Origin of the sequence: Vitreoscilla stercoraria DSM 513, from assembly GCF_000382305.1 — a bacterium.
In the GTDB taxonomy this organism is placed as follows: Bacteria; Pseudomonadota; Gammaproteobacteria; order Burkholderiales; family Neisseriaceae; genus Vitreoscilla; species Vitreoscilla stercoraria.
In genome coordinates this window covers 206936-228529 of record NZ_KB908018.1, presented here as the reverse complement: position 1 = coordinate 228529, position 21594 = coordinate 206936, and the positions used below count along the sequence as shown (strand labels likewise).

Annotated in this window: 22 protein-coding genes and 1 pseudogene; 1 reads left to right on the top strand and 22 read right to left on the bottom strand. The window is 44.8% G+C overall.

All coding sequences use genetic code 11. From position 1 onward, the window contains the following. Window positions 1-45 precede the first annotated feature (45 nt). The 16 genes and pseudogenes from ubiB to H150_RS15275 form a co-directional block, all read right to left on the bottom strand. Window positions 46-1563: a ubiquinone biosynthesis regulatory protein kinase UbiB gene (gene ubiB, locus H150_RS0101160; protein ID WP_019957209.1), complete on the bottom strand. Its 1518-nt coding sequence runs from the start codon at window positions 1561-1563 to the stop codon at window positions 46-48. 38 nt (window positions 1564-1601) lie between these two features. After that, entirely contained in the window at window positions 1602-2162 is a 561-nt protein-coding gene (locus tag H150_RS0101155) for a ubiquinone biosynthesis accessory factor UbiJ (protein ID WP_019957208.1), read from the bottom strand. Between the two features lie 12 nt (window positions 2163-2174). After that, a complete protein-coding gene (locus H150_RS0101150; protein WP_019957207.1) occupies window positions 2175-2915 on the bottom strand; it encodes an NAD-dependent epimerase/dehydratase family protein in 741 nt (246 codons plus the stop codon). Continuing rightward, the gene (locus H150_RS0101145) at window positions 2900-3487 is read right to left on the bottom strand and encodes an LOG family protein (protein WP_019957206.1); all 588 of its coding nucleotides are present in this window, start codon (window positions 3485-3487) and stop codon (window positions 2900-2902) included. Before H150_RS0101145 ends, H150_RS0101150 begins: the two co-directional genes overlap by 16 nt. Beyond that, a complete protein-coding gene (pheA, locus tag H150_RS0101140; RefSeq protein ID WP_019957205.1) occupies window positions 3487-4572 on the bottom strand; it encodes a prephenate dehydratase in 1086 nt (361 codons plus the stop codon). Before pheA ends, H150_RS0101145 begins: the two co-directional genes overlap by 1 nt. 112 nt (window positions 4573-4684) lie before the next feature. Then, the gene (locus tag H150_RS14640) at window positions 4685-5107 is read right to left on the bottom strand and encodes an META domain-containing protein (protein ID WP_169708852.1); all 423 of its coding nucleotides are present in this window, start codon (window positions 5105-5107) and stop codon (window positions 4685-4687) included. Between the two features lie 24 nt (window positions 5108-5131). After that, window positions 5132-6217 (bottom strand): beta-N-acetylhexosaminidase, encoded by a 1086-nt coding sequence (gene nagZ, locus H150_RS0101130; protein ID WP_019957203.1) that lies wholly within the window; start codon window positions 6215-6217, stop codon window positions 5132-5134. Window positions 6218-6278: 61 nt separating this feature from the next. Further along, window positions 6279-7751, bottom strand: a complete 1473-nt coding sequence (locus H150_RS0101125; RefSeq protein ID WP_019957202.1) for a DegQ family serine endoprotease — start codon at window positions 7749-7751, stop codon at window positions 6279-6281. Window positions 7752-7896: 145 nt separating this feature from the next. Further along, window positions 7897-8529, bottom strand: coding sequence for an endonuclease III (nth, locus tag H150_RS0101120; protein WP_019957201.1), 633 nt, complete (start codon window positions 8527-8529; stop codon window positions 7897-7899). Between the two features lie 16 nt (window positions 8530-8545). Continuing rightward, window positions 8546-9124 carry a thermonuclease family protein gene (locus H150_RS13475; RefSeq protein ID WP_019957200.1) on the bottom strand — a complete coding sequence of 193 codons (579 nt, stop codon included), beginning with the start codon at window positions 9122-9124 and terminating at the stop codon, window positions 8546-8548. A gap of 17 nt (window positions 9125-9141) precedes the next feature. After that, window positions 9142-9696 (bottom strand): cob(I)yrinic acid a,c-diamide adenosyltransferase, encoded by a 555-nt coding sequence (locus H150_RS0101110; protein ID WP_019957199.1) that lies wholly within the window; start codon window positions 9694-9696, stop codon window positions 9142-9144. Between the two features lie 61 nt (window positions 9697-9757). Then, window positions 9758-10432, bottom strand: coding sequence for a ribose-5-phosphate isomerase RpiA (gene rpiA / locus H150_RS0101105; protein ID WP_019957198.1), 675 nt, complete (start codon window positions 10430-10432; stop codon window positions 9758-9760). Between the two features lie 52 nt (window positions 10433-10484). Then, window positions 10485-10964: a 2-C-methyl-D-erythritol 2,4-cyclodiphosphate synthase gene (gene ispF / locus H150_RS0101100; protein WP_019957197.1), complete on the bottom strand. Its 480-nt coding sequence runs from the start codon at window positions 10962-10964 to the stop codon at window positions 10485-10487. 8 nt (window positions 10965-10972) lie between these two features. Continuing rightward, entirely contained in the window at window positions 10973-11683 is a 711-nt protein-coding gene (gene ispD, locus H150_RS0101095) for a 2-C-methyl-D-erythritol 4-phosphate cytidylyltransferase (RefSeq protein WP_019957196.1), read from the bottom strand. A gap of 2 nt (window positions 11684-11685) precedes the next feature. Continuing rightward, a complete protein-coding gene (gene dnaQ / locus H150_RS0101090) occupies window positions 11686-12411 on the bottom strand; it encodes a DNA polymerase III subunit epsilon (RefSeq protein ID WP_019957195.1) in 726 nt (241 codons plus the stop codon). 9 nt (window positions 12412-12420) lie between these two features. Then, window positions 12421-13989, bottom strand: a pseudogene (locus tag H150_RS15275) (YdgA family protein). A gap of 420 nt (window positions 13990-14409) precedes the next feature. On the opposite strand from H150_RS15275, the gene H150_RS0101080 reads away from it, so the two are divergent. Next, complete coding sequence (locus H150_RS0101080) at window positions 14410-15573, top strand: NAD(P)H-dependent flavin oxidoreductase (RefSeq protein WP_019957192.1); 1164 nt, start codon at window positions 14410-14412, stop codon at window positions 15571-15573. 79 nt (window positions 15574-15652) lie between these two features. Here the strand turns inward: H150_RS0101080 and hfq are convergent, their stop codons facing one another. The 6 genes from hfq to H150_RS0101050 all read right to left on the bottom strand — a co-directional run bounded on the left by hfq (window position 15653) and on the right by H150_RS0101050 (window position 21593). Further along, complete coding sequence (hfq, locus tag H150_RS0101075) at window positions 15653-15919, bottom strand: RNA chaperone Hfq (protein WP_019957191.1); 267 nt, start codon at window positions 15917-15919, stop codon at window positions 15653-15655. A 77-nt stretch (window positions 15920-15996) separates the two neighbouring features. Continuing rightward, window positions 15997-17448, bottom strand: a complete 1452-nt coding sequence (gene der, locus H150_RS0101070) for a ribosome biogenesis GTPase Der (protein ID WP_019957190.1) — start codon at window positions 17446-17448, stop codon at window positions 15997-15999. 96 nt (window positions 17449-17544) lie between these two features. Beyond that, entirely contained in the window at window positions 17545-18165 is a 621-nt protein-coding gene (locus H150_RS0101065; protein WP_019957189.1) for a YfgM family protein, read from the bottom strand. Window positions 18166-18168: 3 nt separating this feature from the next. Beyond that, window positions 18169-19455, bottom strand: coding sequence for a histidine--tRNA ligase (gene hisS / locus H150_RS0101060; protein WP_019957188.1), 1287 nt, complete (start codon window positions 19453-19455; stop codon window positions 18169-18171). An 18-nt stretch (window positions 19456-19473) separates the two neighbouring features. Continuing rightward, a complete protein-coding gene (gene ispG, locus H150_RS0101055; protein ID WP_019957187.1) occupies window positions 19474-20739 on the bottom strand; it encodes a flavodoxin-dependent (E)-4-hydroxy-3-methylbut-2-enyl-diphosphate synthase in 1266 nt (421 codons plus the stop codon). Further along, the gene (locus H150_RS0101050) at window positions 20736-21593 is read right to left on the bottom strand and encodes a helix-turn-helix domain-containing protein (protein ID WP_019957186.1); all 858 of its coding nucleotides are present in this window, start codon (window positions 21591-21593) and stop codon (window positions 20736-20738) included. Before H150_RS0101050 ends, ispG begins: the two co-directional genes overlap by 4 nt. Between the last annotated feature and the right edge of the window lies 1 nt (window position 21594).

Genomic DNA, 21594 nt, shown 5'->3' with positions numbered 1-21594 from the left:
CCTGTAAACATTGACAGGACGCTTGAAACCAACATCAAAACCCTATCACACTTTGAATACCAACACACCGACCAACAAGACCAAAATCACCAACAAAACTTGCTGATTGCGCAATTGTTTGTACAGGCTTTCAGAACTGTTGCTGCGGCTTTGCTGTTCCAAAATATCGTTGATTTTGCGTGGCAAGCTTGGCAAGATATTCGCCCAATCGGGTGCTTCTTTCATCAAATTTTTGCGCAAGGCTTTCAAACCCATTTGCTCATTCATCCAATTGACCAAAAACGGTTTTGCCGTCGCCCACAAATCCAGTTCAGGGTCTAGCTGTCTGCCCAAACCTTCAATATTGAGCAAAGTTTTTTGCAACAACACCAATTGCGGCTGAATCTCGACATTGAAACGGCGACTGGTTTCAAACAAACGCATCAACACTAAGCCAAACGAAATTTGCGACAAAGGACGGTTAAAAATCGGCTCGCACACGGTTCGCACTGCCGCTTCCAATTCTTCGGCACGCGTATCAGCAGGCACCCAACCCGATTCAATGTGTGCAGTGGCGACACGGTGATAATCGCGATTGAAAAACGCCAAAAAATTGACCGCCAAATAACGTTTGTCGTATTCGTTCAAGCTGCCGACAATGCCAAAATCCAACGCAATATAACGCCCATCATCCGCCACAAAAATATTGCCCGGATGCATGTCAGCATGGAAAAAGCCATTTTTAAACACTTGCGTGAAGAAAATTTCCACACCAAAACGTGCCAATTGTTTTAAATCTATGCCTTTGGCTTTGAGCGTGGCGATGTCTGAAATCGGCGTGCCGTTCATCCATTGCATCGTCATCACCGTGCGGCTGCAATAATCAAAATACACTTTCGGCACAATCAACATGTTGCTGTTTTCAAAATCTCGACCCAATTGGCTGGCATTGGCCGCTTCGTGCATCAAATCCAATTCGTCATGCAAATATTTGTCAAACTCCGCCACCACTTCACGCGGCTTCAAACGCTTGCCATCTTTAAACAAACGCTCTATCCAACCTGCCGCAAAATGCATCAAAGCCAAATCTTGCTCAATCACAGGCGCAATATCAGGACGCAAAACTTTGACCGCCACTTGCACCCCTTGACCGCCTGCCTCATCAAACAAATACGCTTGATGCACTTGCGCAATCGAAGCACTGGCGACAGGTTCACGTTCAAATTGGTAATAGATTTGTTCCAAAGGTTTGCCAAACGCTTGTTCAATTTGCGCAATCGCCACGCCACCATCAAATGCAGGCACACGGTCTTGCAATTTTGCCAATTCCACGCTGTATTCGGCAGGAATCACATCAGGACGGGTCGATAACACTTGTCCGAGTTTGACAAAAATCGGTCCCAATTTTTCCAAAGCCAAACGCAAACGCACAGGATTGCTGTGCGTTTGGCTCGCTTGCGATTGTGGCACAATGCCCATCAACCAGCGCAGCACAGGATGGCGCAATTCTCCATCGAGCAATTGCAGCAAACCAAAATACCAAACCGTATGCACAATCAAATGAAAACGTTTCAACCACTTCATAAAGCCATTCCAAACCGCGCGTTTAAGCGTCCTGTAAATTATTGAAGACGATGCAAACGCGCTTGCAAGCGTGCCACATCATCGCGCAAAGCATCAATCGCTTCGCTGTGTTGTTGCCATTGCGCTGCCGACACCACAGGCGCATTTTGCTCCAACATAAAATCTTTCACTTCACCTTCTACTCGCGCCACCATCGCTTGCACATTGGCAAACAATGTTTTGGCGGTATGATCCAAATGGCTCGCCATCGTATTGCCAAACAAACGTGTGGCATCAACATATGGCTCATATTCCAATTGACTGAAAATCGCCAATACTTGCATCGCCAAATCTGCATCGCCATCAATGCTGATATCGCCCACGCCCAACGCTTTCGATTGCAACAATTTGCTCCATGCATCGCCTTGTATGGTGATATGGCATTCGGTGGCTATTTCGGCAGGCAATGTATGGACATAACCTTCTTCACCAATGAGCATGTCCACATTCACACCCAAAGCAGTCAAACGCAAGCTGCGTCCTGCTAAAAAGCTGAATGCTTGTTTTAAATGCTCTTGTTGTAACAACAAATGATTGATGAGCGCATGACTGATCCACATCTTGAGATTCCTTTAAAATGACCAGTGCTGATGGCAACTGACAATGACTTTACCACGGTGGGCATCATCGACATTGAAAACAGGCACAGGCAAACCCAAACGAGCCGCCTCTGCGGTATAAAACTCGGCACGGGTCGGATGCCCGCGTTCGACAATGTTCAAAACAGACTCTTTCGGCTGTTGCACCACATCGATTAAAGCTTGTATAGCGTGTTGACGGTGTACGACATTGACCACTTGATTTCCGCCCGCAATGTCCACGCGCCCACTCAAACGCTTGGCAGGATGGCGTTCATCATCATACAGGCCGCCCAAACGCAACACGCTGATATGTGGCAAACCACTTTGCAACCAAATGTTTTCACAAGCTGCTATTTTGCGCGCAGATTCGGTTTGCGGTGCAATGGGACTGCGTTCATCGCAGACCCGCGCGGCATCGCCATACACCGAAGTCGAAGAAGTATAAACCACATGGCGAATGTTTGCCGCTTGCGCTTGCTCGCACAACACTTGCATCTGCGCCACATAATCCACCGCCCCAGATGGCGGCAACAACACCACCCACACATCTGTTTGTTGAAAATCTTGCACAAGCAAAGCGGCCTGAAAATCCCAATAATGCCAATTCACACCGCTTAATTCATGGCGGCTACTGGCAACGATGCGATACGCTTGCGCTGCCAATTGCTGCGCCAAAGGGCGACCCAAATAGCCCGCCCCTGCAATCCAAACCGATTTCAATCTTGCATCCATTGTGGCTGATGCCATTTTTGTGTGTACACCGGCTCATAAGCACGCATCTTGTCTAATAAAGTTTGCGGATTGCTGTCGACCACCATCAATGTGCGATTGCTTTCAGGCATGAAACCCGATGTGATGGCTTGCTCAATCAAAGCCAATAAGGGCTGATAAAAACCATCCACGTCCAACAAACCAATCGGTTTTTGTTGCAAACGCAATTGTCCCATAGACAACACTTCAAACAATTCTTCAAACGTCCCCACGCCACCGGGCATGGCAATATACGCATCGGCTCGAACAATCATTTCTTGTTTGCGTACGGTCATATCAGGCGTTTCAATCAACTCACTCAAACCATCATGCGCTTTTTCCAACTCACGCAAAAAAGTTGGAATCACGCCAGTGACATGACCACCATGTGCCAAAACCGCATCGGCAATCGTACCCATCAAACCCACTTTACCACCGCCATACACCAAGCCCAAATTTTGCTCAGCCAACAAGCGTCCTAACTCTTGCGTCGCATCAAAATAATTTTTGGATTCACCAAAATTTGAGCCGCAATACACTGCAATTTTTTGCATCACAATACCGCCTTAGGATAAGCGCCCACAATTTTCAAGAATGCCGCCCGCTCTTGTAAATCTGCCAACGCATTTTTAACATGTTCGTCTTCTACATGGCCTTCCACATCAATGAAAAACACATATTCCCACAAACCCACTTTGGATGGACGGCTTTCCAATTTGCTCATAGACACACCGTTCTCAGACAAAGCATGTAGCAACTCATGTACCGTACCCACTTTATTGGGTGCTGAGACAATCAAAGACGTTTTGTCTATGCCGCTGGCACCTGTGGTTTGGTGACCCAACACCAAAAAACGGGTGGTGTTATTCGGCTCATCTTCAATATTAGAAGCCAATTTACACAATTCAAAACGTTCTGCCGCCGCTTGAGAAGCAATCGCCACTGCCGTTTCATCTTCAGCTGCCAATTGCGCCGCACGTGCATTGCTAGCAACTGCCACACGCGCCACATGGCTAGGCAAATTTTTATTCAACCACTCATGGCATTGCGACAAAGCTTGAGCATGCGCATACACTTTGGTAATGCCTTCTTGATTCGCCACTTTGCGCAATAAATGATGGTGTATGCGCAAAACCACTTCACCACAAGCTTTCAAAGGCGATGCTACCAACAAATCCAAAGTGCGACCCACTGCGCCTTCGGTTGAATTTTCAACTGGCGCCACCACATAATCCGCCTGACGTGCTTCGACCAAACGAAACGCTTCATCTATCGTCGCACAAGGTTGCGTGTGAGCGGCATGACCGAAATGCTTATTCGCTGCTTGCTGCGTGAACGTGCCTTCAGGACCCAAATACGTGATGGTCAATGGGCGCTCTACCGCCAAACACTCACTCATGATTTCACGGAACAACCGTGCCACCGCCTCATTAGATAACAAGCCACCCAAACCACCATTCAACTCTTGAATGCGGCGCAACACTTGTGCTTCACGTTCAGGACGGTAAACCACACCGCTGCCTTTTAATTCCCCAATAGCGCGTGCATGGGCGGCACGTTCATTTAACAAACTCAAAATGGTTTGGTCGATGCTGTCAATAGCATCTCGGTGCGGTTTCAGTAAATCATCCGTGCTCATGAAGCTGTATTCCGTCTGCGTTAAAAAAGAATGATTTTAACCCAAAAGCCATCAAAAAAGCGTCCTGTAAGTTTTACAGGACGCCTCAAAACCAAGCCTTGCAGGATTATGCTCACATACGCTTCAATTTTAAAACAGTATTTTTAGAAGCATCCAATAACAGCAGTTTATCACCTTCAATACGCCATGAAGACACACTTTCCAAATTGCGAATGACTTTGTACTCAAACTGCATGACAGAATCAGGCGAACAAGCCATACGACTAGTAGCAATACCTTTAAACTGAATCAATGCACCATTGCTGGCATAAGCGCTCATTAATTGATTACAGCCTACGCTGCCTGAAACGCGAGATTGCTCAGTATCAAATTGCAAAACCTTTGCACGCACGCCCTCAGACGGAACCGCAGCAGACGAAGCTTCTAGCAATTGCCAATGACCTTGTAAACTGCTGGCAGATTGTATAGAAGGTTTACCAATATTGGCACAAGCACCCAAACACATTGTTGCTAATAATATCCACGCTGTCTTCATACTGCCTCCTAGAAACATCTATTATTAAAATGCTTCATTCACCTTAACGCCACCTAGCAAATCTTTAGCAGAAGCCAAAGATGCCACACGCTGCTGCGCGGCTTTAAACTCAGGTGTTTGTAGCAATGCATCAAATTCAGCAACCGTTTTTTGACCAACCACATATTCCCAACGCTGCGCCAGTTTAGGTTGTGCTGCTGCATCCCATTGCCATTGATGTAACAGTTCATCCACCAAATCAGGACGATTGCAAATCAAAGCAATGTCACAACCTGCATCCAAAGAAATTTGCGTGCGTTCCACAATCCCACCCACACCACAAGCTCCTTCCATGGTCAAATCATCGGAAAAAATAATGCCATCAAAACCGACTTTATCACGCAATATTTGTTGCAACCAAAATGGTGAAAAGCCCGCAGGCAAAGCATCTATTTTAGGATAAACCACATGAGCAGGCATCACCGCACCCATGCCTGCTGCGCTCATCTGTACAAACGGTACAATGTCGTTTTGCCATAAAACTTCAAATTCACGCTCGTCTTGCGGTAAAACATGGTGGCTGTCACCTTCTACAAAACCATGACCTGGAAAATGCTTGCCACAGCTGCTCATGCCGCCTTGTTTTAAACCTTCTTGCAATGCCAATGCCAAAGCTGTCACTTCTTGTGCATCTTGTGAAAAACTGCGATTACCAATCACACTGCACGCACCCCAATCCAAATCCAAAACAGGTGTAAACGACAAGTCAATGCCACAAGCACGCAGTTCTGATGCCAATACCCAACCGACTTCACGGGCTTGATTCAAAGCCATTTCTTGACCTTGGTTTTGCCACATTTGACCCAAAACCGCCATCGCTGGCAAACGGGTAAAACCATCAATAAAACGCTGTACTCGACCACCCTCATGATCCACTGCGATGACCAATTCAGGCGTACGCAATGATTTGATGTCTGCTACCAACGCTTTGATTTGTGCTACTGAAGAAAAGTTGCGACGAAATAAAATCACACCACCGATTTCAGGACGCAACAAACGCGCACGTTCAATATCTGTTAATTCAAACGCTGCCACATCGGCCATCACAGGACCACGAGCTAAATTTTGCATATTTTTCATCTTTCTCACAAACAGCAACAGGCAGCCCAAGGCTGCCTGATTTCTCAAAATATCACTTCACACGCAACGGCAAAAAGAACGTATCTTGGTCACGCATGACAAACAATGGCGCGGCTGTACTCGCTTCTGCCAAAGCTTGTTTAAAAGTTTTTTCATCGGTCAAAGGATTCGGACCTGCGGAGATAATAATGTCACCTGCCATCAAACCCGAAGCGGCCGCAAAACCTTGTGCCTCAACCACCAATAAGCCACCAGCAATATCACGCTGCTTAGACTCTTCCGCTGACAATGCCACCAAAGACAAGCCCACTTCCGGCACCACAATGCGACTGCGAGTATCACTGCCATCATTTTGATTAAAGTTCGGCACAGTGACCGTACTTTCACCGGTCAACTCTGACAATTCCACTGCTACTTTGACTTCTTTAGAATCTCGCCATACGGTTAATTCAATCTTACTGCCTGGTTTCATCGCACCAATCAACACAGGCAAATCACTAGAACGCTCCACCACATTGCCATTGACTTTTAAAATGATGTCGCGTACTTGCAGTTTGGCTTTTTCAGCTGGACCATTTGGCAATACTTTCACCACCAAAGCACCACTGGGTTTATCTAATTTGAATGATTTGGCCAAATCAAACGATACTTCTTGAATGATGACACCTAATTGCGCACGACGCACACGACCGTATTGTTTCAATTGGTCAGCAACATTGGTTGCAACATCAATTGGAATTGCAAATGAAATGCCCATAAAACCACCTGAGCGGCTGTAAATTTGCGAATTGATACCGATAACTTCGCCTTTCAAATTGAACAATGGGCCGCCTGAATTACCAGGATTGATGGCCACATCTGTTTGAATGAAAGGTGTATAGCTTTCGTTAGGCAAAGAACGGCCTTTTGCTGACACAATACCTGCAGTGACAGTATTGTCAAAACCAAATGGTGCACCAATCGCCGCAACCCATTCACCCACGCGCAATTCATCTGGCTTGCCCAATTTCACCACGGGCAAATCTTTGGCTTCAATTTTCAATACCGCCACATCAGATTGTGTATCTGAACCGACTAACTTGGCTTCAAACTCACGTTTATCCGTCAATACCACACGAATAGAGTCGGTTCCACTGACCACATGAGTATTGGTCAAAATATAGCCATCATTGCTAATAATAAAACCCGAACCAAAGCTAGCACCATCATCGTCTTCTGGATTAGCAGGTGCCCCTGGAAAATCAGGAATCAAGCGACGAAAATATTCCAACATGGGATCTTCTTCGCTGCTCGTACCCTCATACGTCCCCATGCTACCTTGCTTCACTGCCTGTATGCTCACCACCGTCGCACCTTGCTCATTCACCAATTTGGTAAAATCCGGCAACAACATGGCTACAGAGTTATTGTCAGCAGGCTTAACCTCCTGTACATATTCTGTATTATTGCGATCGTCTTTTTTTACTAACCACTCTGGTTTGTCACAAGCGCTTAACGTCAAAGCGGTAACACACGCAGCGGCCATTAACGTGATTTTATTCACACATTATCCTTTATTTGACTTCTGCTGACTGCACTGTTCTATTGTTTTGTATATCCATAGCAATACATGGATTGGATTTAAAATTATGGCACTTTTACCATAAAAATAATATGCTTATTTAATGGCTTTACAAGGCTTTAGCTTTGTAATCGCACAAATCTTCAATCAAACAGGTCGCACACTGCGGTTTCAATGCCTTACATGTATAACGCCCATGCAAAATCAACCAGTGGTGCGCATCCACCATAAACTCTTTGGGAATGTGTTTGACCAATTGGTCTTCCACTTCGCGCACATTTTTGCCTTTGGCAATACCTGTTCGATTACCCACCCGAAAAATATGCGTATCTACCGCCATCGTTGGCTGACCAAACGCAGTATTGAGTACCACATTGGCTGTTTTACGCCCAACTCCTGGCAAGGTTTCCAAAGCCTCACGAGTTTGAGGCACTTGACCGCCAAAATGGTTCAATATCGCATCACAAGTTGCTATCACATGGGCAGCTTTGGTTTTGTATAAACCAATCGTTTTAATGGTGTCACGCACTTTTTCTTCGCCCAGTGCTAACATCGCTTGTGGATTGGGTGCCAAATCGAACAAAACTGCCGTCACTTTGTTCACTGCCACATCGGTGGTTTGTGCTGACAACAACACTGCAATCAACAATTGAAATGGACCATCAAAAACCAATTCTGTGGTTGGATGTGGATTGGCCTCACGCAAACGGCTAAAAATTTCATAACGTATTTGTTTGTTCATACTTTTTGATACTTTATTATTGTGCGCGCTCAGATTGGCGAAATGCCCATGGTGCTTGTGCTTGATGATTGCGCCACAAACCTACACGCTGCTTTTGAGCCTGTTGATGCAAACATTGATAATAACGATAAGCATCCACTTGCTGCTGTTTTTTGGCAATAGAATCGTAATGCCAAGCCAATCCCTGTGCCAATTGGCTTGCATTCACATCCACATCACCTTGCCACACAATCGCCACTTGGCGTTGGTATTGGTCTATGTCTGTCACTTGCACTTGGACTGTTTTTTGGCGACTCAACATGTTTTGCAAATTTTTGAAGCTCTCTTTGCCTGCCGCTTGCCGCATTTCTGGTGCATCAATAAAAGCCAAACGCACACGGTGTTTTTGACCGTGTGTGTCTTGAATTTGTACCGTATCACCATCACTGATTTTAACAATGCGTCCTGAATATTGTTTGACATTGTTTTTAGCATATTGCGCCATGTTTACAGACTGCCATTGCTGGCACGCAGTCAAGATATGGTCGTCACTTTGCGCTTGTGCACAAGAGATTAGCAAAAAGCTTGCCACAATTACCATACATGGTTTGAACATACTGCCATCCTTTAAAATCAGGCAGTGTGATTTTTCTGCCATAAGACATCAGACACATTCAAACGGCGATTCATTTCACGACCCAAAATAAAAAACACATCACTCAAACGATTCAAATAACGCTGCAAATTCAAAGAAATAGTTTCATCTTCCGCGCGCAAAGCAACCACACTGCGCTCCGCACGACGGGCAACAGTGCGTACCACATGCACTTGTGCCGCTTGGGCTGAGCCACCGGGCAAAATAAATTCTTCCAATGGACTTAAATTTTCATACCAAGCCGCAGCGCTGTGTTCCAAAAAGGTCAAATAATTTTCAGTAATGACATTCCAACCAGGCACCGCCAATTCAGAGCCGACATCAAACAATTGGTGTTGAATTTGGGTTAATTTTTGCTGAATGTCTTCAGGTATCGCCATTGCCAACAACACCCCTAAATGCGCATTGAGCTCATCCACTTCGCCAATTGCATGAATGCGCAAACTGCTTTTGGCCACGCGTGAGCCATCGCCCAAACCCGTATTGCCCGAGTCGCCTGTTTTGGTAATAATTTGTGTCAAACGATAAGCCATGATTTTTCTCACCATGAAAAATGCCGATGCAATCGCATCGGCGTAACAATAACAAAAACCATCAGCTCACATGGCTAACAGTAATGACTTCTGCACGGTCAGAGTGACCCAAAATCAAAACATCCGCAGGATGGCGTGCAAACACACCATTTTCCATCACGCCTGGAATGCGGTTGATTTCATCTTCCAATTTCATAGGCTCATAGATTTCCAAATCATGCACGTCTAAAATCTCATGACCACCACGAGTAATCACGCCTTCACGCAAAACAGGACGACCGCCTAATTTAACCAATTGAGATGCCACCCAAGAACGGGCAAATGGTACGACTTCAACAGGCAATGGAAACGCACCCAATTTAGACACGTATTTGCTTTCACCTGCCATGCAAATAAATTGGCGTGAAGCATGTGCCACAATTTTTTCACCCAATAATGCCGCACCACCACCTTTAATCATTTGCAAAGAATGGTTCACTTCATCAGCACCATCAAAATAAACGGGCAATTTACCCACATCAGCCAATGCCACTACTTTGATGCCATGTTGTTCCAATAAATCACGCGACTCAATAGATGCAGCCACCACACCACGGACACGGTCTTTGATACTGGCCAATTCTTCAATGAAAATAGCCACTGTTGATCCCGAACCCACACCAATATACTCATCGTGTGGTACATATTCCAATGCTTTGCGCGCGGCCTGACGCTTAAAATTATCTTGAGTAGACATGCTGACTTCCCTATTCTGTATGAATGACTGCTATAAGCAAGAGTGTAAGGTTTTAAGCCTGAACAAGCAACACCACAGCCTGTGCTTCTATGCCTTCTTCACGACCCAAATAGCCTAATTTTTCATTCGTCTTGCCTTTAATATTGACCAAGCCAATATCAATACCCAAATCTTGGGCAATATTTTGGCGCATACCCAACAAATGCGGCTTCAATTTAGGCTGTTGGGCAATGATGGTGGTGTCCACATTGACCACACGCCAGCCCAAATCTTGCACACTTTGATACGCCGCACGCAACAACACACGGCTGTCAGCATCTTTGAATTGTGCTGCTGTATCCGGAAAATGATGACCAATGTCTCCCAAAGCCACCGCACCCAATAAAGCATCGGTAATGGCATGCAATAAAGCATCGGCATCCGAATGACCTAACAAACCTTTGTCATGATCGATGGTCACGCCACCTAAAATCAAAGGGCGGCCTGTAACCAATTGATGGACGTCGTAACCTTGTCCCACGCGAATATTCATATTGTGTCCTACAAAGTGCCACTATCGAGCAGCAACTCAACCAAAGTAGCATCTTGTGCCAGTGTTAATTTTAAATTGCGCACATCACCCACCACCAATTGCGCATGAATGCCTTGCAATTCCATCGCCGAAGCTTCATCGGTAATGGCACTCAAATCATCTATACTCAAAGCGTCCTGTAAGGCCTTTGCACGAAACATTTGCGGTGTTTGCGCTTGCCACAAACCACTGCGGTCAATGGTGTCCGCAATCTTGCCACGAGCATCTTGTTTTTTGAGCGTATCGGCAACAGGCAAAGCCAAAATCGCACCTTGGCAAGCCTCATTCGCCACCGCCAACAAACGCTGCAAAGCCTGCGTTGGCAAAGAACAACGTGCGGCATCGTGTACCAACAACCAATCGTTGGCAGCGACTTTTTCAGATTGCATCAATTGCTGTATGCCATTGCGCACACTTTCAGCACGGCTCTGGCCACCGCAATACAATACTTGCAAACGCGCCGTTTTCGCCCAAGCTGGCAAAACCAAATCTTTAAAATAACCATCGTCAGGCGACAAAACCACTGCCACTCCTGCCAAACTCTCACACTCAAGCAAGCGTTGTACGGTGTGTAATAACACCGCTTGTCCTGCAATACTCGTATATTGTTTGGGAATGTGACTGCCGAAACGGCTACCAACCCCTGCTGCTGGCACCACCGCAAAAAAACGTGAATTCATACTCAAATATCTTGCATTTGTTGTCGGTACAAACTCTCACCACCGACTGACTTGTCCAATACTGCCACATACGCTGCATGTGCCGCTTGCTCTTGCTCGTCTGCGTCTATGACTTTAAAACGCATGCCTGCTTGGCGCTCAAACTGATGCGCGGCCTGTAAATGCAAAGCCTCTTCGTCAGTTGCTTTCACATCCAAGCTGAACTGACCCCGAGTCATGCCCAAATACACTTCAGCCAATAACTCGCAGTCAATCAAAGCACCATGCAACACCCGTTTGGTCTTATCCACACCCAAACGATTGCACAAAGCATCCAAATTGACTTTTTGTCCTGGATACAAACGGCGTGCCATCGCCACGGTATCAATGCTTTTGTGACCTGTAATGTGTTCGGTTTCAGGCATGCCCAAGCGAGCAAATTCCATATTCAAAAAGCCGATGTCAAACGCAGCATTGTGAATAATGAGTTCGCTGTCTTGCAAAAAGTCTGCTATGCGCTGCGCCACTCCCGCAAACTTGGGTTTGTCTGCCAAATCATCCAGCGTGATGCCGTGCACCGCAATGGCTTCAGGTGCAATGTCACGCTCAGGATGTACATACTCATGCAAATACTTGCCCGTCAAACGACGGTCTATCATTTCCAAACCTGCAAATTCAATCAAACGATCGCCTTGGTTGGCATACAGACCCGTCGTTTCAGTATCCAATACAATTTGTCTTACCGCCATCAGATACCCTTATTGTCCTGTCGCAGAAGCTGCCACTGCTGGCGTGCTCGCTGCAACAGGTGCCTCATCCATCAATTCATCAATCGATTGCTCTGGTGCCACTTGAAAACGCTTGCCGTTGAAGAGCAATTGGTTTTTAGTCACTGCAATTTCGCTGTCAATCACACCATTTTCTTGTGTCAAATAACCCGCATCTGCCATACCATTCAAAGTCGAGCGTACCAAAAAGCGTGCGGTATCACGTACTTCGTCCATGCTTGGTGGATTTTCAACATCAGGATCAACTGAGAAAATCGAATCCGCTTGCGCTACCGCCAAATTCTCTAACAAAATTTGCGGTGCATTCACATGAATCTTGCCTTCGGTTTTGCCCATTAAAGCATTAAAGCTGTTCATATCAGCGGCCTGTAAATCTTTAAAGCCAAACTCAGCGCTGAATTTCAATTGACCATCAGGCATTTTCAAATCAAATTGCGACACTTTAAACACAGGATTATTGGTGAAAATCGGCAAGGCTTCGTTTTGTGCCAATTTCAATAAAGCATCACGATATTGCGCTTCATTCAATGACTCGTTGCTCAAGCGGAAAAATTCATCGTTCAATTTCACCAAAGCAGCGGCCTGTAAATGTTCCGCACTGGCTTTCACAAGCAATGGTCCATAAACGTCTTGACCATACTGGAATTGATTGAACTGAATCTCGGCTTTGGCATCGGCAAAACCATCTTGCTCATCGGTTGAACGCTTCAATGCAAATTGTTGTACTGCGACATTGTTCGGTGCAATCGTACCATTTGGATTGATAAATGCACCAATTTGCAAGTCCTACACCATGTTAATCAACGAATTGAGTTTGATGTTGTAATCCACACCTTCAGACCAAGCCATACTGGCTTTCGCCACTTTCAACTCATTTTCACCAACATTCAAGCCAGATGGATTTAGACGAGATTTTGCCGTATAACCGATGTCTTCTAAAACCAATTGACCTTTATCTGCCAATTTAATATGGATGCCGCCACTTTGGCTCAAAACTTCATACGCATCGTAATTGTCTTGGTAATCCAACTCGATATTCAGACCTTTCCAATCAATGGCAATGCCTGACAATTCTTCATATTGAAAAGCGGGTATAGAGGCATTCATCACACCACCACCAAACAAATTCAAACGATTGGTCACAGACAAAGGGGTTTGCTTCTGGAAAAAACGTTCTAAACTTTGTTGTGCTTGTGAGCTAAATTTCACCTCAGACACCGATACCGCTTTCACTGGCGACAAACCATCGGCAAAGGGACCATGCTGAATGTGATTGGTAATGGTGAATGGTTCATTGACAATGACTTTGATATTGTCTGGCACATTGTCGCCCAATTTGTTCAACAAGTTGGGTTTCAAGCGCAATACGGTCACTTCTTTCGATGAAAACCAGCCACGCTCGTATTCATAACTGACCACATCTAATAATGGATTTTTTTGCACCAATTGTTGATGTTGCTTCATGCTCGCTTCAGCGCGCAAACCAAACCAATATGGCAAAGCCACAAAAACCAATATCACTGCCGCAATGACGCACATCAACGGCAGCATCCAACGTTTATTCTTCATTCGTGTGTCAAACATCAAGTTAAAATGAGCACAAGCATATCATTTATTTCATGACTTTGCTGCCCAAGTACCTTGTAAAGCAAAGTTAAAAACGTACAGGACGCTTGATTCAATACGACTTATTCACCTCAAAACTGTAGTCTTGGACTAATTTTTTACTTGTTAAAAAATTTAATAAGATGCATAAATTGATACTTTAAAGTTTAAAAGATGCACAGTATTTGATTTAAAATCAAAGTGTTCCTTTTCCGCACTCTAAATTAAAACCTTTATAAAACAAACGATTAAATCACAAACACCTGATGTTAACTCTATTAAAAACATACCCATTACCTAATAATAGAGTTAAACTCTAGGATTGATAAAATCACAACGATGAAAGTTCTACACATGCACAACGATTTTAAGCCGCTTACCATTCGTGGTCGTGAATTGATTCCTATCGTTCAAGGCGGCATGGGCGTGGGCATTTCTGCTTCTAGCTTATCAAGCGCAGTAGCACGCGAAAATGGCGTAGGTACGATTGCCAGCGTGGATTTGCGTCACTTGCATGAAGACTTATTGGCAGATTCCAAAATTGACCAAAGCGAAGAAAAATACGACCGCTTAAACCGCATTGCCTTAGACCGTGAAGTCAAAGCAGCGGTTGAAAAATCAGAAGGACGCGGCATGATTGCCGTCAATGTGATGAAAGCCGTTAAAGACCATCCCGCTTTGGTACGCCAAGCGTGTGAGTCTGGTGCTCACGCCATCGTGATGGGAGCTGGTTTGCCTTTGGATTTACCAGAAATGGTAGAAGGTCATCCTGATGTGGCCTTGTTCCCCATTTTGTCAGAGTCTCGCGGCATCAACATCGTTTTGAAACGCTGGATGAAAAAAAACAAATTACCAGATGCCATCGTTATTGAGCATCCTAACCATGCCGCAGGTCACTTGGGCGCAGCTACCGTTGCAGGCTTGGGTGACGCTCGTTTTGAGTTTGACCGTGTATTAGAAGAAACCTTTGAAGTCTTCAAAAAATTGGGTTTAGAGCGTGAAAAAATCCCATTAATTTTGGCAGGTGGTATGGCCAATTTTGACAAAATCAGCACCGCTTTAAACCAATGGGGCGCTTCTGCCGTACAAGTCGGTACTGCTTTTGCAGTAACCCATGAAGGCGATGCCCACATCAACTTCAAAAACACGTTGGCAGGTGCTGAAGGCGAACAAATTGTTGAATTCATGTCTGTTGCAGGTTTGCCTGCTCGTGGTGTGAATACGCCATTTTTGAAAAGCTATTTGAAGCGTGAAGAAGCTTTACAAGCCAACGCCAAAGCCGATCCACGCCGCTGTACTCAAGGTATTAACTGCTTGACCCAATGCGGTTTGCGTGATGGCTTGGATAAAATCGGTCAATTCTGTATCGACTTGAAATTGGCTGCTGCTTTCCGCGGTGAAGTGAACAAAGGTTTGTTCTTCCGTGGCAAAGACCCATTGCCATTTGGCAACCAAATTCGTTCCGTTAAAGAAACAGTAGAGTATTTGCTAACAGGTCAAACTGCATTGAACAGATAAGCGTCCTGTAAATCAAAACACCATAAAAAAGCCCCTATTCAGGGGCTTTTTGCATACGTAATGAAACTTGGAGTATGGCTTATTCAGCAGAATGAGTGCTAGGTGCTGCAGGTTTGCCACCATCATGACTGATGCTTACCGCACGAGCAGGAACCACAGTAGAAATGGCGTGCTTATAAACCATTTGCGTCACAGAAGTGTTGCGCAACAACACCACATATTGATCAAACGACTCTACTTGACCTTGTAGCTTAATACCATTTACCAAGTAAATAGATACCGGTACATGCTCTTTTCGCAATGCATTCAGAAAAGGATCTTGTAGCAATTGTCCTTTATTATTCATGTTTTAAACTCCATGTTTTTATTGTGATAAGCATTTGCATCTCAGGATATGCAAATGGAACGTCTAATGCTAACACACTATGGCTTAATATTCTTCTTAGCACTCACTTTAACCTTGCGTTTTAGTTGCTTTTTTTCCTCTTTTTTAGCAATACGAGGACTCAACTTAGCACGACGTAAGGTGGTTGGTGCTTTTGCTGGTGTGCCTTCTTGATCAAATGGATTTTCAGTCGATTTGTATTGCACACGCAAAGGCGTACCTTCTAAATGGAAGGCTTTACGGAAAGTTTGTACCAAATAACGGGTATAACTGTCTTTGATATGGTGCAAAGCATTACCATGAATCACAATAATCGGAGGATTCACACCACCTTGGTGAGCATAACGCAATTTTGGACGGATTGGACCCACACGAGGCGGTTGTTGGCGTTCCAAAGCCGATTGCAACACACGAGTAATCTTAGGTGTTGGCATTTTAATCATCGCAGCTTGATAGGCTTGGTTGATAGAATCAAACAAATCATCAATGCCTTTGTGTTTCAAAGCCGAAATATAATGGAACTTGGCAAAATCCAAGAAATACAATTTGCGTGCAATGTCTTTTTTGATTTGCTCTTTGCGCTCAGGTGTCACCACATCCCATTTGTTAATGGCAATAACCAATGCACGACCCGCTTCCAAAGCAAAACCTGCAATAGTCGCATCTTGGTCAGCAATATCTTGGTTGGCATCCAACACCAATACCGCCACATTCGCCGCTTCAACCGCCTGCATCGACTTAATTACTGAGAATTTCTCAATCGCCTCATCGACTTTACCACGACGACGCACACCGGCTGTATCGATGATGGTGTAAGGCTTCTCATTGCGCTCAAAATCAATGTGAATCGAGTCACGTGTGGTACCTGCTTGGTCAAATGCAATAACGCGCTCTTCGCCCAAAATGGCGTTCACCAAAGTGGATTTGCCCACATTAGGACGACCAATCACCGCAAATACAGGGTGTTTTGCATCCTCTTCTTCTTCCTCAGGTTCTGGGAAATCACTCAATACAGAGTCAATCAAATCCCAAACACCATCGCCATGCGCAGAAGAAATCACGAATGGTTCTAAATTCAAGCCCAATTCATAAAACTCTGCTGACACAACCGCACGGTTAGCACCTTCAGCTTTGTTCACCGCCAAATATACAGGACGACCACTCATACGCAATTTTTGCGCAATCAATTTGTCTTGTGGTGTCACACCCGCACGCGAATCCACCAAGAAAATCACCGCATCTGCTTCATCTACCGCTTGCAAAGTTTGCTTGGCCATTTCAAACAAAATACCGCTGTCTACTACAGGCTCAAAACCACCCGTATCGACTACCAAATAAGGTTTTTCACCCACACGACCATGACCATAGTGACGGTCGCGAGTCAAACCTGGCAAATCTGCTACCAAAGCATCTTTACTACGGGTCAAGCGGTTAAACAAAGTCGATTTCCCGACATTTGGTCGGCCGACCAACACTATCGTTGGTTTCATAATTCAATATCCTTTAATGTTTTAAGGCCATGCATCAATAAATACAGGACGGCTGCCCATGGCAACCCATGTGACAGCCGTCCCCTGATGCAAGGTTTACTGCTCTGCCTTAAATTTAACTAATTCATAATTTGGTGAGGTTTTTTCGTCCAAACCTTTTAATGCTTGCGCATATGCTTCTTTGGCCTTAACCACATCACCTTTGGCAACCAAAATATCACCTTTGGTTTCCAGCATCATTGGTTTCAATGCTTCAGGCACCACAGCATCTGCATATTTCAAAGCATCATCGTATTTTTGCTGTTGCAATTTCAAAACTGCCAAACGCTGATTGCTCAAAGCTTGCAAAAAAACATCTTGATGGTGAGTTTGCACCCACAACAAATGTTTTTCAGCTTGCTCATATTGTTTTTCATCAAATGCTTGTGCGGCTGCCATCAATGTGGCTTCGGCGGCACCAAAAGAATCTGCATACTGCTCTTGCAAAGTTTTCAATTCAGTCAAGGCAGTAGCATCTTTAGCACTGCTCTTTTCGATAAATTGATATGCCAAAGTAGCCGCTTCTTTATGACGATCAGCTTGATGGCTTTTGTTCAATACATAGCCTAAATACGCTAACGCCAAAACCACTAACAATATAAATAACCATTTGCCACCACGATGCCAAAAATGTTTTATATCATCCAGCTCTTGTTGCTCTTGAACATCATATGCCATTTATTATGCCATCCATTGTTGTAATTGCGATGTCAATTGCGTTGACACAATTTGTATCTGACCATTGTCACCACGCAAATCTTTCAAAGTCACCACGCCTTCAGTCACTTCGCTTTCGCCAATAATGACCGCAAAGCGTGCACCACTGCCATCGGCTTTTTTCATTTGCGCTTTCAAACTTTGCGTGCCTGAATATTGTGATACTGACAAACCTGCTTGGCGCAAGATTTGTGCATTGATCACCGCTTGTTGCATCGTGCCTTCACCTTGGTACATCACAAACACATCCAAGTTGTTTTCCACTTTCAGGACGCCTATTTGCTGTACCAATAACAACAAACGCTCAATACCCATTGCAAAACCAATGGCTGGCGCTTCTTTGCCACCCAAAGATTCAATCAAGCCATCATAGCGACCACCACCACAAATAGTACCTTGTGAGCCCAACTCACTGGTCACCCATTCAAATACCGTTTTGTTGTAATAATCCAAGCCACGAACCAAACGTGGATTTTCGACATACACAATTCCCACAGCATCCAACAACGCTTTGAATTGTTGGTAATGGTTCAGAGACTCTTCACCCAAATAATCCAACAAACGTGGTGCATGGTTGGCTATTTCTTGCAAATCTGGATTTTTGGTATCCAATACACGCAAAGGATTGGTATGCATGCGACGCTTGCTGTCTTCATCCAAAACCGCTTCATGTTGCTGTAAATAAGCCACCAAAGCCGCACGGTGCGCCGCGCGCTCTTCAGGAATACCCAAAGTATTGATTTGCAATTGAACTTTATCCAACACACCCAATCGTTCCCACAAATCAGCTGTCATCACAATCATTTCGGCATCGACATCAGGTTGGCTATAACCCAAAGCTTCAAAACCCGCTTGATGAAATTGACGATAACGACCTTTTTGTGGTTTTTCATGACGGAACATCGGACCCATATACCAAAGCTTCATAGGGCCGTTATAAAGCAAATTATGCTCAACCACAGCACGCAAACAAGAAGCCGTTCCTTCAGGACGCAAGCTCAATGAATCACCATAATCATCAAACGTGTACATCTCTTTGCCTACAACATCGGTCTCTTCACCGATAGAGCGCACAAACAAACCTGTTGATTCAATAATCGGAGTGCGAATGAATTGATACGCATATTGCTGCGCCCATTCATTCACCACAGTTTCAAATGCTTGCCAATAAGCAGAAGTGATTGGCCAGTCTTTTTGTTCAACTGGCAACAAATCATTCATGCCCTTCACTGCTTGAATCTTTTTTCCCATAATGCGTAGCTTTAGTCTTTACAATGTTTGAATCGGAATCACACGGTTTTGGCTGCGTTTGGCACCATTTGCACCGTAATTAGTTTCGACATACTCTTCGACAATGGCAATAAATTCTTGCGCCATATTATCGCCTTTTAAAGTCACTTTGCGCTCACCATCGACATATACAGGTGCGATTGGCGTTTCGCCTGTACCCGGTAAACTGATACCAATGTCAGCCAACTTGCTTTCACCTGGTCCATTCACCACACAACCCATCACCGCCACATTCAAGCTTTCCACACCGGGATATTTCAAACGCCAAACTGCCATTTGCTCACGCAAATAATGCTGAATATCGCGCGCTAATTCTTGAAATACGGTACTGGTTGTGCGACCACAACCTGGACAAGCTGTCACCAATGGCGTGAAATTACGCAAGCCCATGGTTTGCAACAACTCTTGTGCTACGACCACTTCTTGAGTGCGCGGCGCACCTGGTTCTGGTGTCAAAGAAATGCGAATCGTGTCACCAATGCCTTGCTGCAGCAAAACCGCCAAAGCCGCACTAGAGGCCACAATACCTTTACTGCCCATGCCCGCTTCGGTTAAGCCCAAATGCAATGGGAAATCACAACGCTTGGCCAAATCTGCATACACTTCAATCAAATCTTGTACATTGCTGACTTTACAAGACAAAATGATTTTGTTCTTTGGCAAACCTAAATCCATCGCTTTTTGTGCCGAAGTCAAAGCAGAGGTAATCAAAGCTTCTTTCATAACAGCATCAGCAGGCGCAGGATGGGCCAAAGCCAAATTGGCATCCATCATTTTTTTAGCCAAACTTTGGTCTAAAGAGCCCCAATTCACACCAATACGCACTGCTTTGTCATGCAAAGCGGCTTGTTCAATCATGTAAGCGAATTTCTCATCGCCCTTCACACCTTTGCCCACATTACCTGGATTGATACGGTATTTTGCCAAGGCTTTGGCACAATCTTGATAATCGCGCAACAAACGTTCACCATTGAAATGGAAATCGCCCACCAATGGTGTATTACATCCCATATCATCCAAACGTTGGCGAATCTCAGCCACTTTACTGGCCGCCTCAGGACTGTTAACCGTAATGCGTACCACCTCAGAGCCGGCATCCGTCAATTGCTTGACTTGCAAAGCCGTACCTTCTGCATCTACCGTATCGGTATTGGTCATGGACTGAACCAAAATAGGATGATCAGAACCCACCCACACATTGCCTATTTGGACTTGTTGGGTTTGTCTTCTTTTGATTTCATTCATTTTTGAGGCACCGTAAATGCTGCTGTTTTACCATCGACATAGTGTTTTTGAACGTCAATTTTTTGATCATTGAAGTTCACCTCACTGCCTGTTGCATAACCAATGCGTACTTGATAAGGCGTTTTGCCTTTAAATTGATGCACCGAATTAGCTGCAACAATACCGCTATGCAATGGCGTACCATCCGCATCGGTCACAATCAAATTAGAGCGATAACGCACTTTGATGTGCAAAACACCATCAGCCACAGCTTCTGTACCGCTTGCTGCAACAGCTGCACTGGCCGCGGCAGGTTCAGGAGTAGAAGCTTCGACAGCAGATGCCGAAGTAGATGCCATCGGCACAATCTGTACATTAGGATTGTCCAAAGCTGGCTGTGCCACTTCACCGACTTCCAAAGTAGATTTTTCCTGAGTTCGTGTTTGCTCAGAAGACTTGCTTTGCCAAAAACCAATAGCAATGACAACCACAATCAACACACCTACCAATGGCAACCATTTAGGTAAGCGGAACGGTTTTTGTTGGTCTTGAAAATTCAAACCATCGCGATTTTCAGATGAGCTTGTACTTGTAACATTTTTAGAAGCTTGCTCAGGAAATGCCTGATTCAATAATTGACCCAAAGTATCATTGTCAATTTCCAAGAAACGAGCATACGCTTTGATAAAACCTTTAATAAAAATAGGTTCTGGCAAGCCCTTATAATCTCCGCTTTCCAAACTTTCTATTTTTTTTGCAGTAAATTTCAAACGCTCTGCAACTTCGCCAATTGCGATTTTTTTGTCCAATCTTTTGGCTTTTAATAAAGCGCCAAGCTCTTGGGCGGCTTGATTGAATGCGCGCTCTTCTGACATG

Excerpts from the sequence above, each read along its gene's own strand:
- ubiB (WP_019957209.1), bottom strand. The coding sequence starts at position 1,563 with ATGAAGTGGTTGAAACGTTTTCATTTGATTGTGCATACGGTTTGGTAT.
- H150_RS0101155 (WP_019957208.1), bottom strand. The coding sequence starts at position 2,162 with ATGTGGATCAGTCATGCGCTCATCAATCATTTGTTGTTACAACAAGAG.
- H150_RS0101150 (WP_019957207.1), bottom strand. The coding sequence starts at position 2,915 with ATGGATGCAAGATTGAAATCGGTTTGGATTGCAGGGGCGGGCTATTTG.
- H150_RS0101145 (WP_019957206.1), bottom strand. The coding sequence starts at position 3,487 with ATGCAAAAAATTGCAGTGTATTGCGGCTCAAATTTTGGTGAATCCAAA.
- pheA (WP_019957205.1), bottom strand. The coding sequence starts at position 4,572 with ATGAGCACGGATGATTTACTGAAACCGCACCGAGATGCTATTGACAGC.
- H150_RS14640 (WP_169708852.1), bottom strand. The coding sequence starts at position 5,107 with ATGAAGACAGCGTGGATATTATTAGCAACAATGTGTTTGGGTGCTTGT.
- nagZ (WP_019957203.1), bottom strand. The coding sequence starts at position 6,217 with ATGCAAAATTTAGCTCGTGGTCCTGTGATGGCCGATGTGGCAGCGTTT.
- H150_RS0101125 (WP_019957202.1), bottom strand. The coding sequence starts at position 7,751 with ATGGCCGCTGCGTGTGTTACCGCTTTGACGTTAAGCGCTTGTGACAAA.
- nth (WP_019957201.1), bottom strand. The coding sequence starts at position 8,529 with ATGAACAAACAAATACGTTATGAAATTTTTAGCCGTTTGCGTGAGGCC.
- H150_RS13475 (WP_019957200.1), bottom strand. The coding sequence starts at position 9,124 with ATGTTCAAACCATGTATGGTAATTGTGGCAAGCTTTTTGCTAATCTCT.
- H150_RS0101110 (WP_019957199.1), bottom strand. The coding sequence starts at position 9,696 with ATGGCTTATCGTTTGACACAAATTATTACCAAAACAGGCGACTCGGGC.
- rpiA (WP_019957198.1), bottom strand. The coding sequence starts at position 10,432 with ATGTCTACTCAAGATAATTTTAAGCGTCAGGCCGCGCGCAAAGCATTG.
- ispF (WP_019957197.1), bottom strand. The coding sequence starts at position 10,964 with ATGAATATTCGCGTGGGACAAGGTTACGACGTCCATCAATTGGTTACA.
- ispD (WP_019957196.1), bottom strand. The coding sequence starts at position 11,683 with ATGAATTCACGTTTTTTTGCGGTGGTGCCAGCAGCAGGGGTTGGTAGC.
- dnaQ (WP_019957195.1), bottom strand. The coding sequence starts at position 12,411 with ATGGCGGTAAGACAAATTGTATTGGATACTGAAACGACGGGTCTGTAT.
- H150_RS0101080 (WP_019957192.1), top strand. The coding sequence starts at position 14,410 with ATGCACAACGATTTTAAGCCGCTTACCATTCGTGGTCGTGAATTGATT.
- hfq (WP_019957191.1), bottom strand. The coding sequence starts at position 15,919 with ATGAATAATAAAGGACAATTGCTACAAGATCCTTTTCTGAATGCATTG.
- der (WP_019957190.1), bottom strand. The coding sequence starts at position 17,448 with ATGAAACCAACGATAGTGTTGGTCGGCCGACCAAATGTCGGGAAATCG.
- H150_RS0101065 (WP_019957189.1), bottom strand. The coding sequence starts at position 18,165 with ATGGCATATGATGTTCAAGAGCAACAAGAGCTGGATGATATAAAACAT.
- hisS (WP_019957188.1), bottom strand. The coding sequence starts at position 19,455 with ATGGGAAAAAAGATTCAAGCAGTGAAGGGCATGAATGATTTGTTGCCA.
- ispG (WP_019957187.1), bottom strand. The coding sequence starts at position 20,739 with ATGAATGAAATCAAAAGAAGACAAACCCAACAAGTCCAAATAGGCAAT.
- H150_RS0101050 (WP_019957186.1), bottom strand. The coding sequence starts at position 21,593 with ATGTCAGAAGAGCGCGCATTCAATCAAGCCGCCCAAGAGCTTGGCGCT.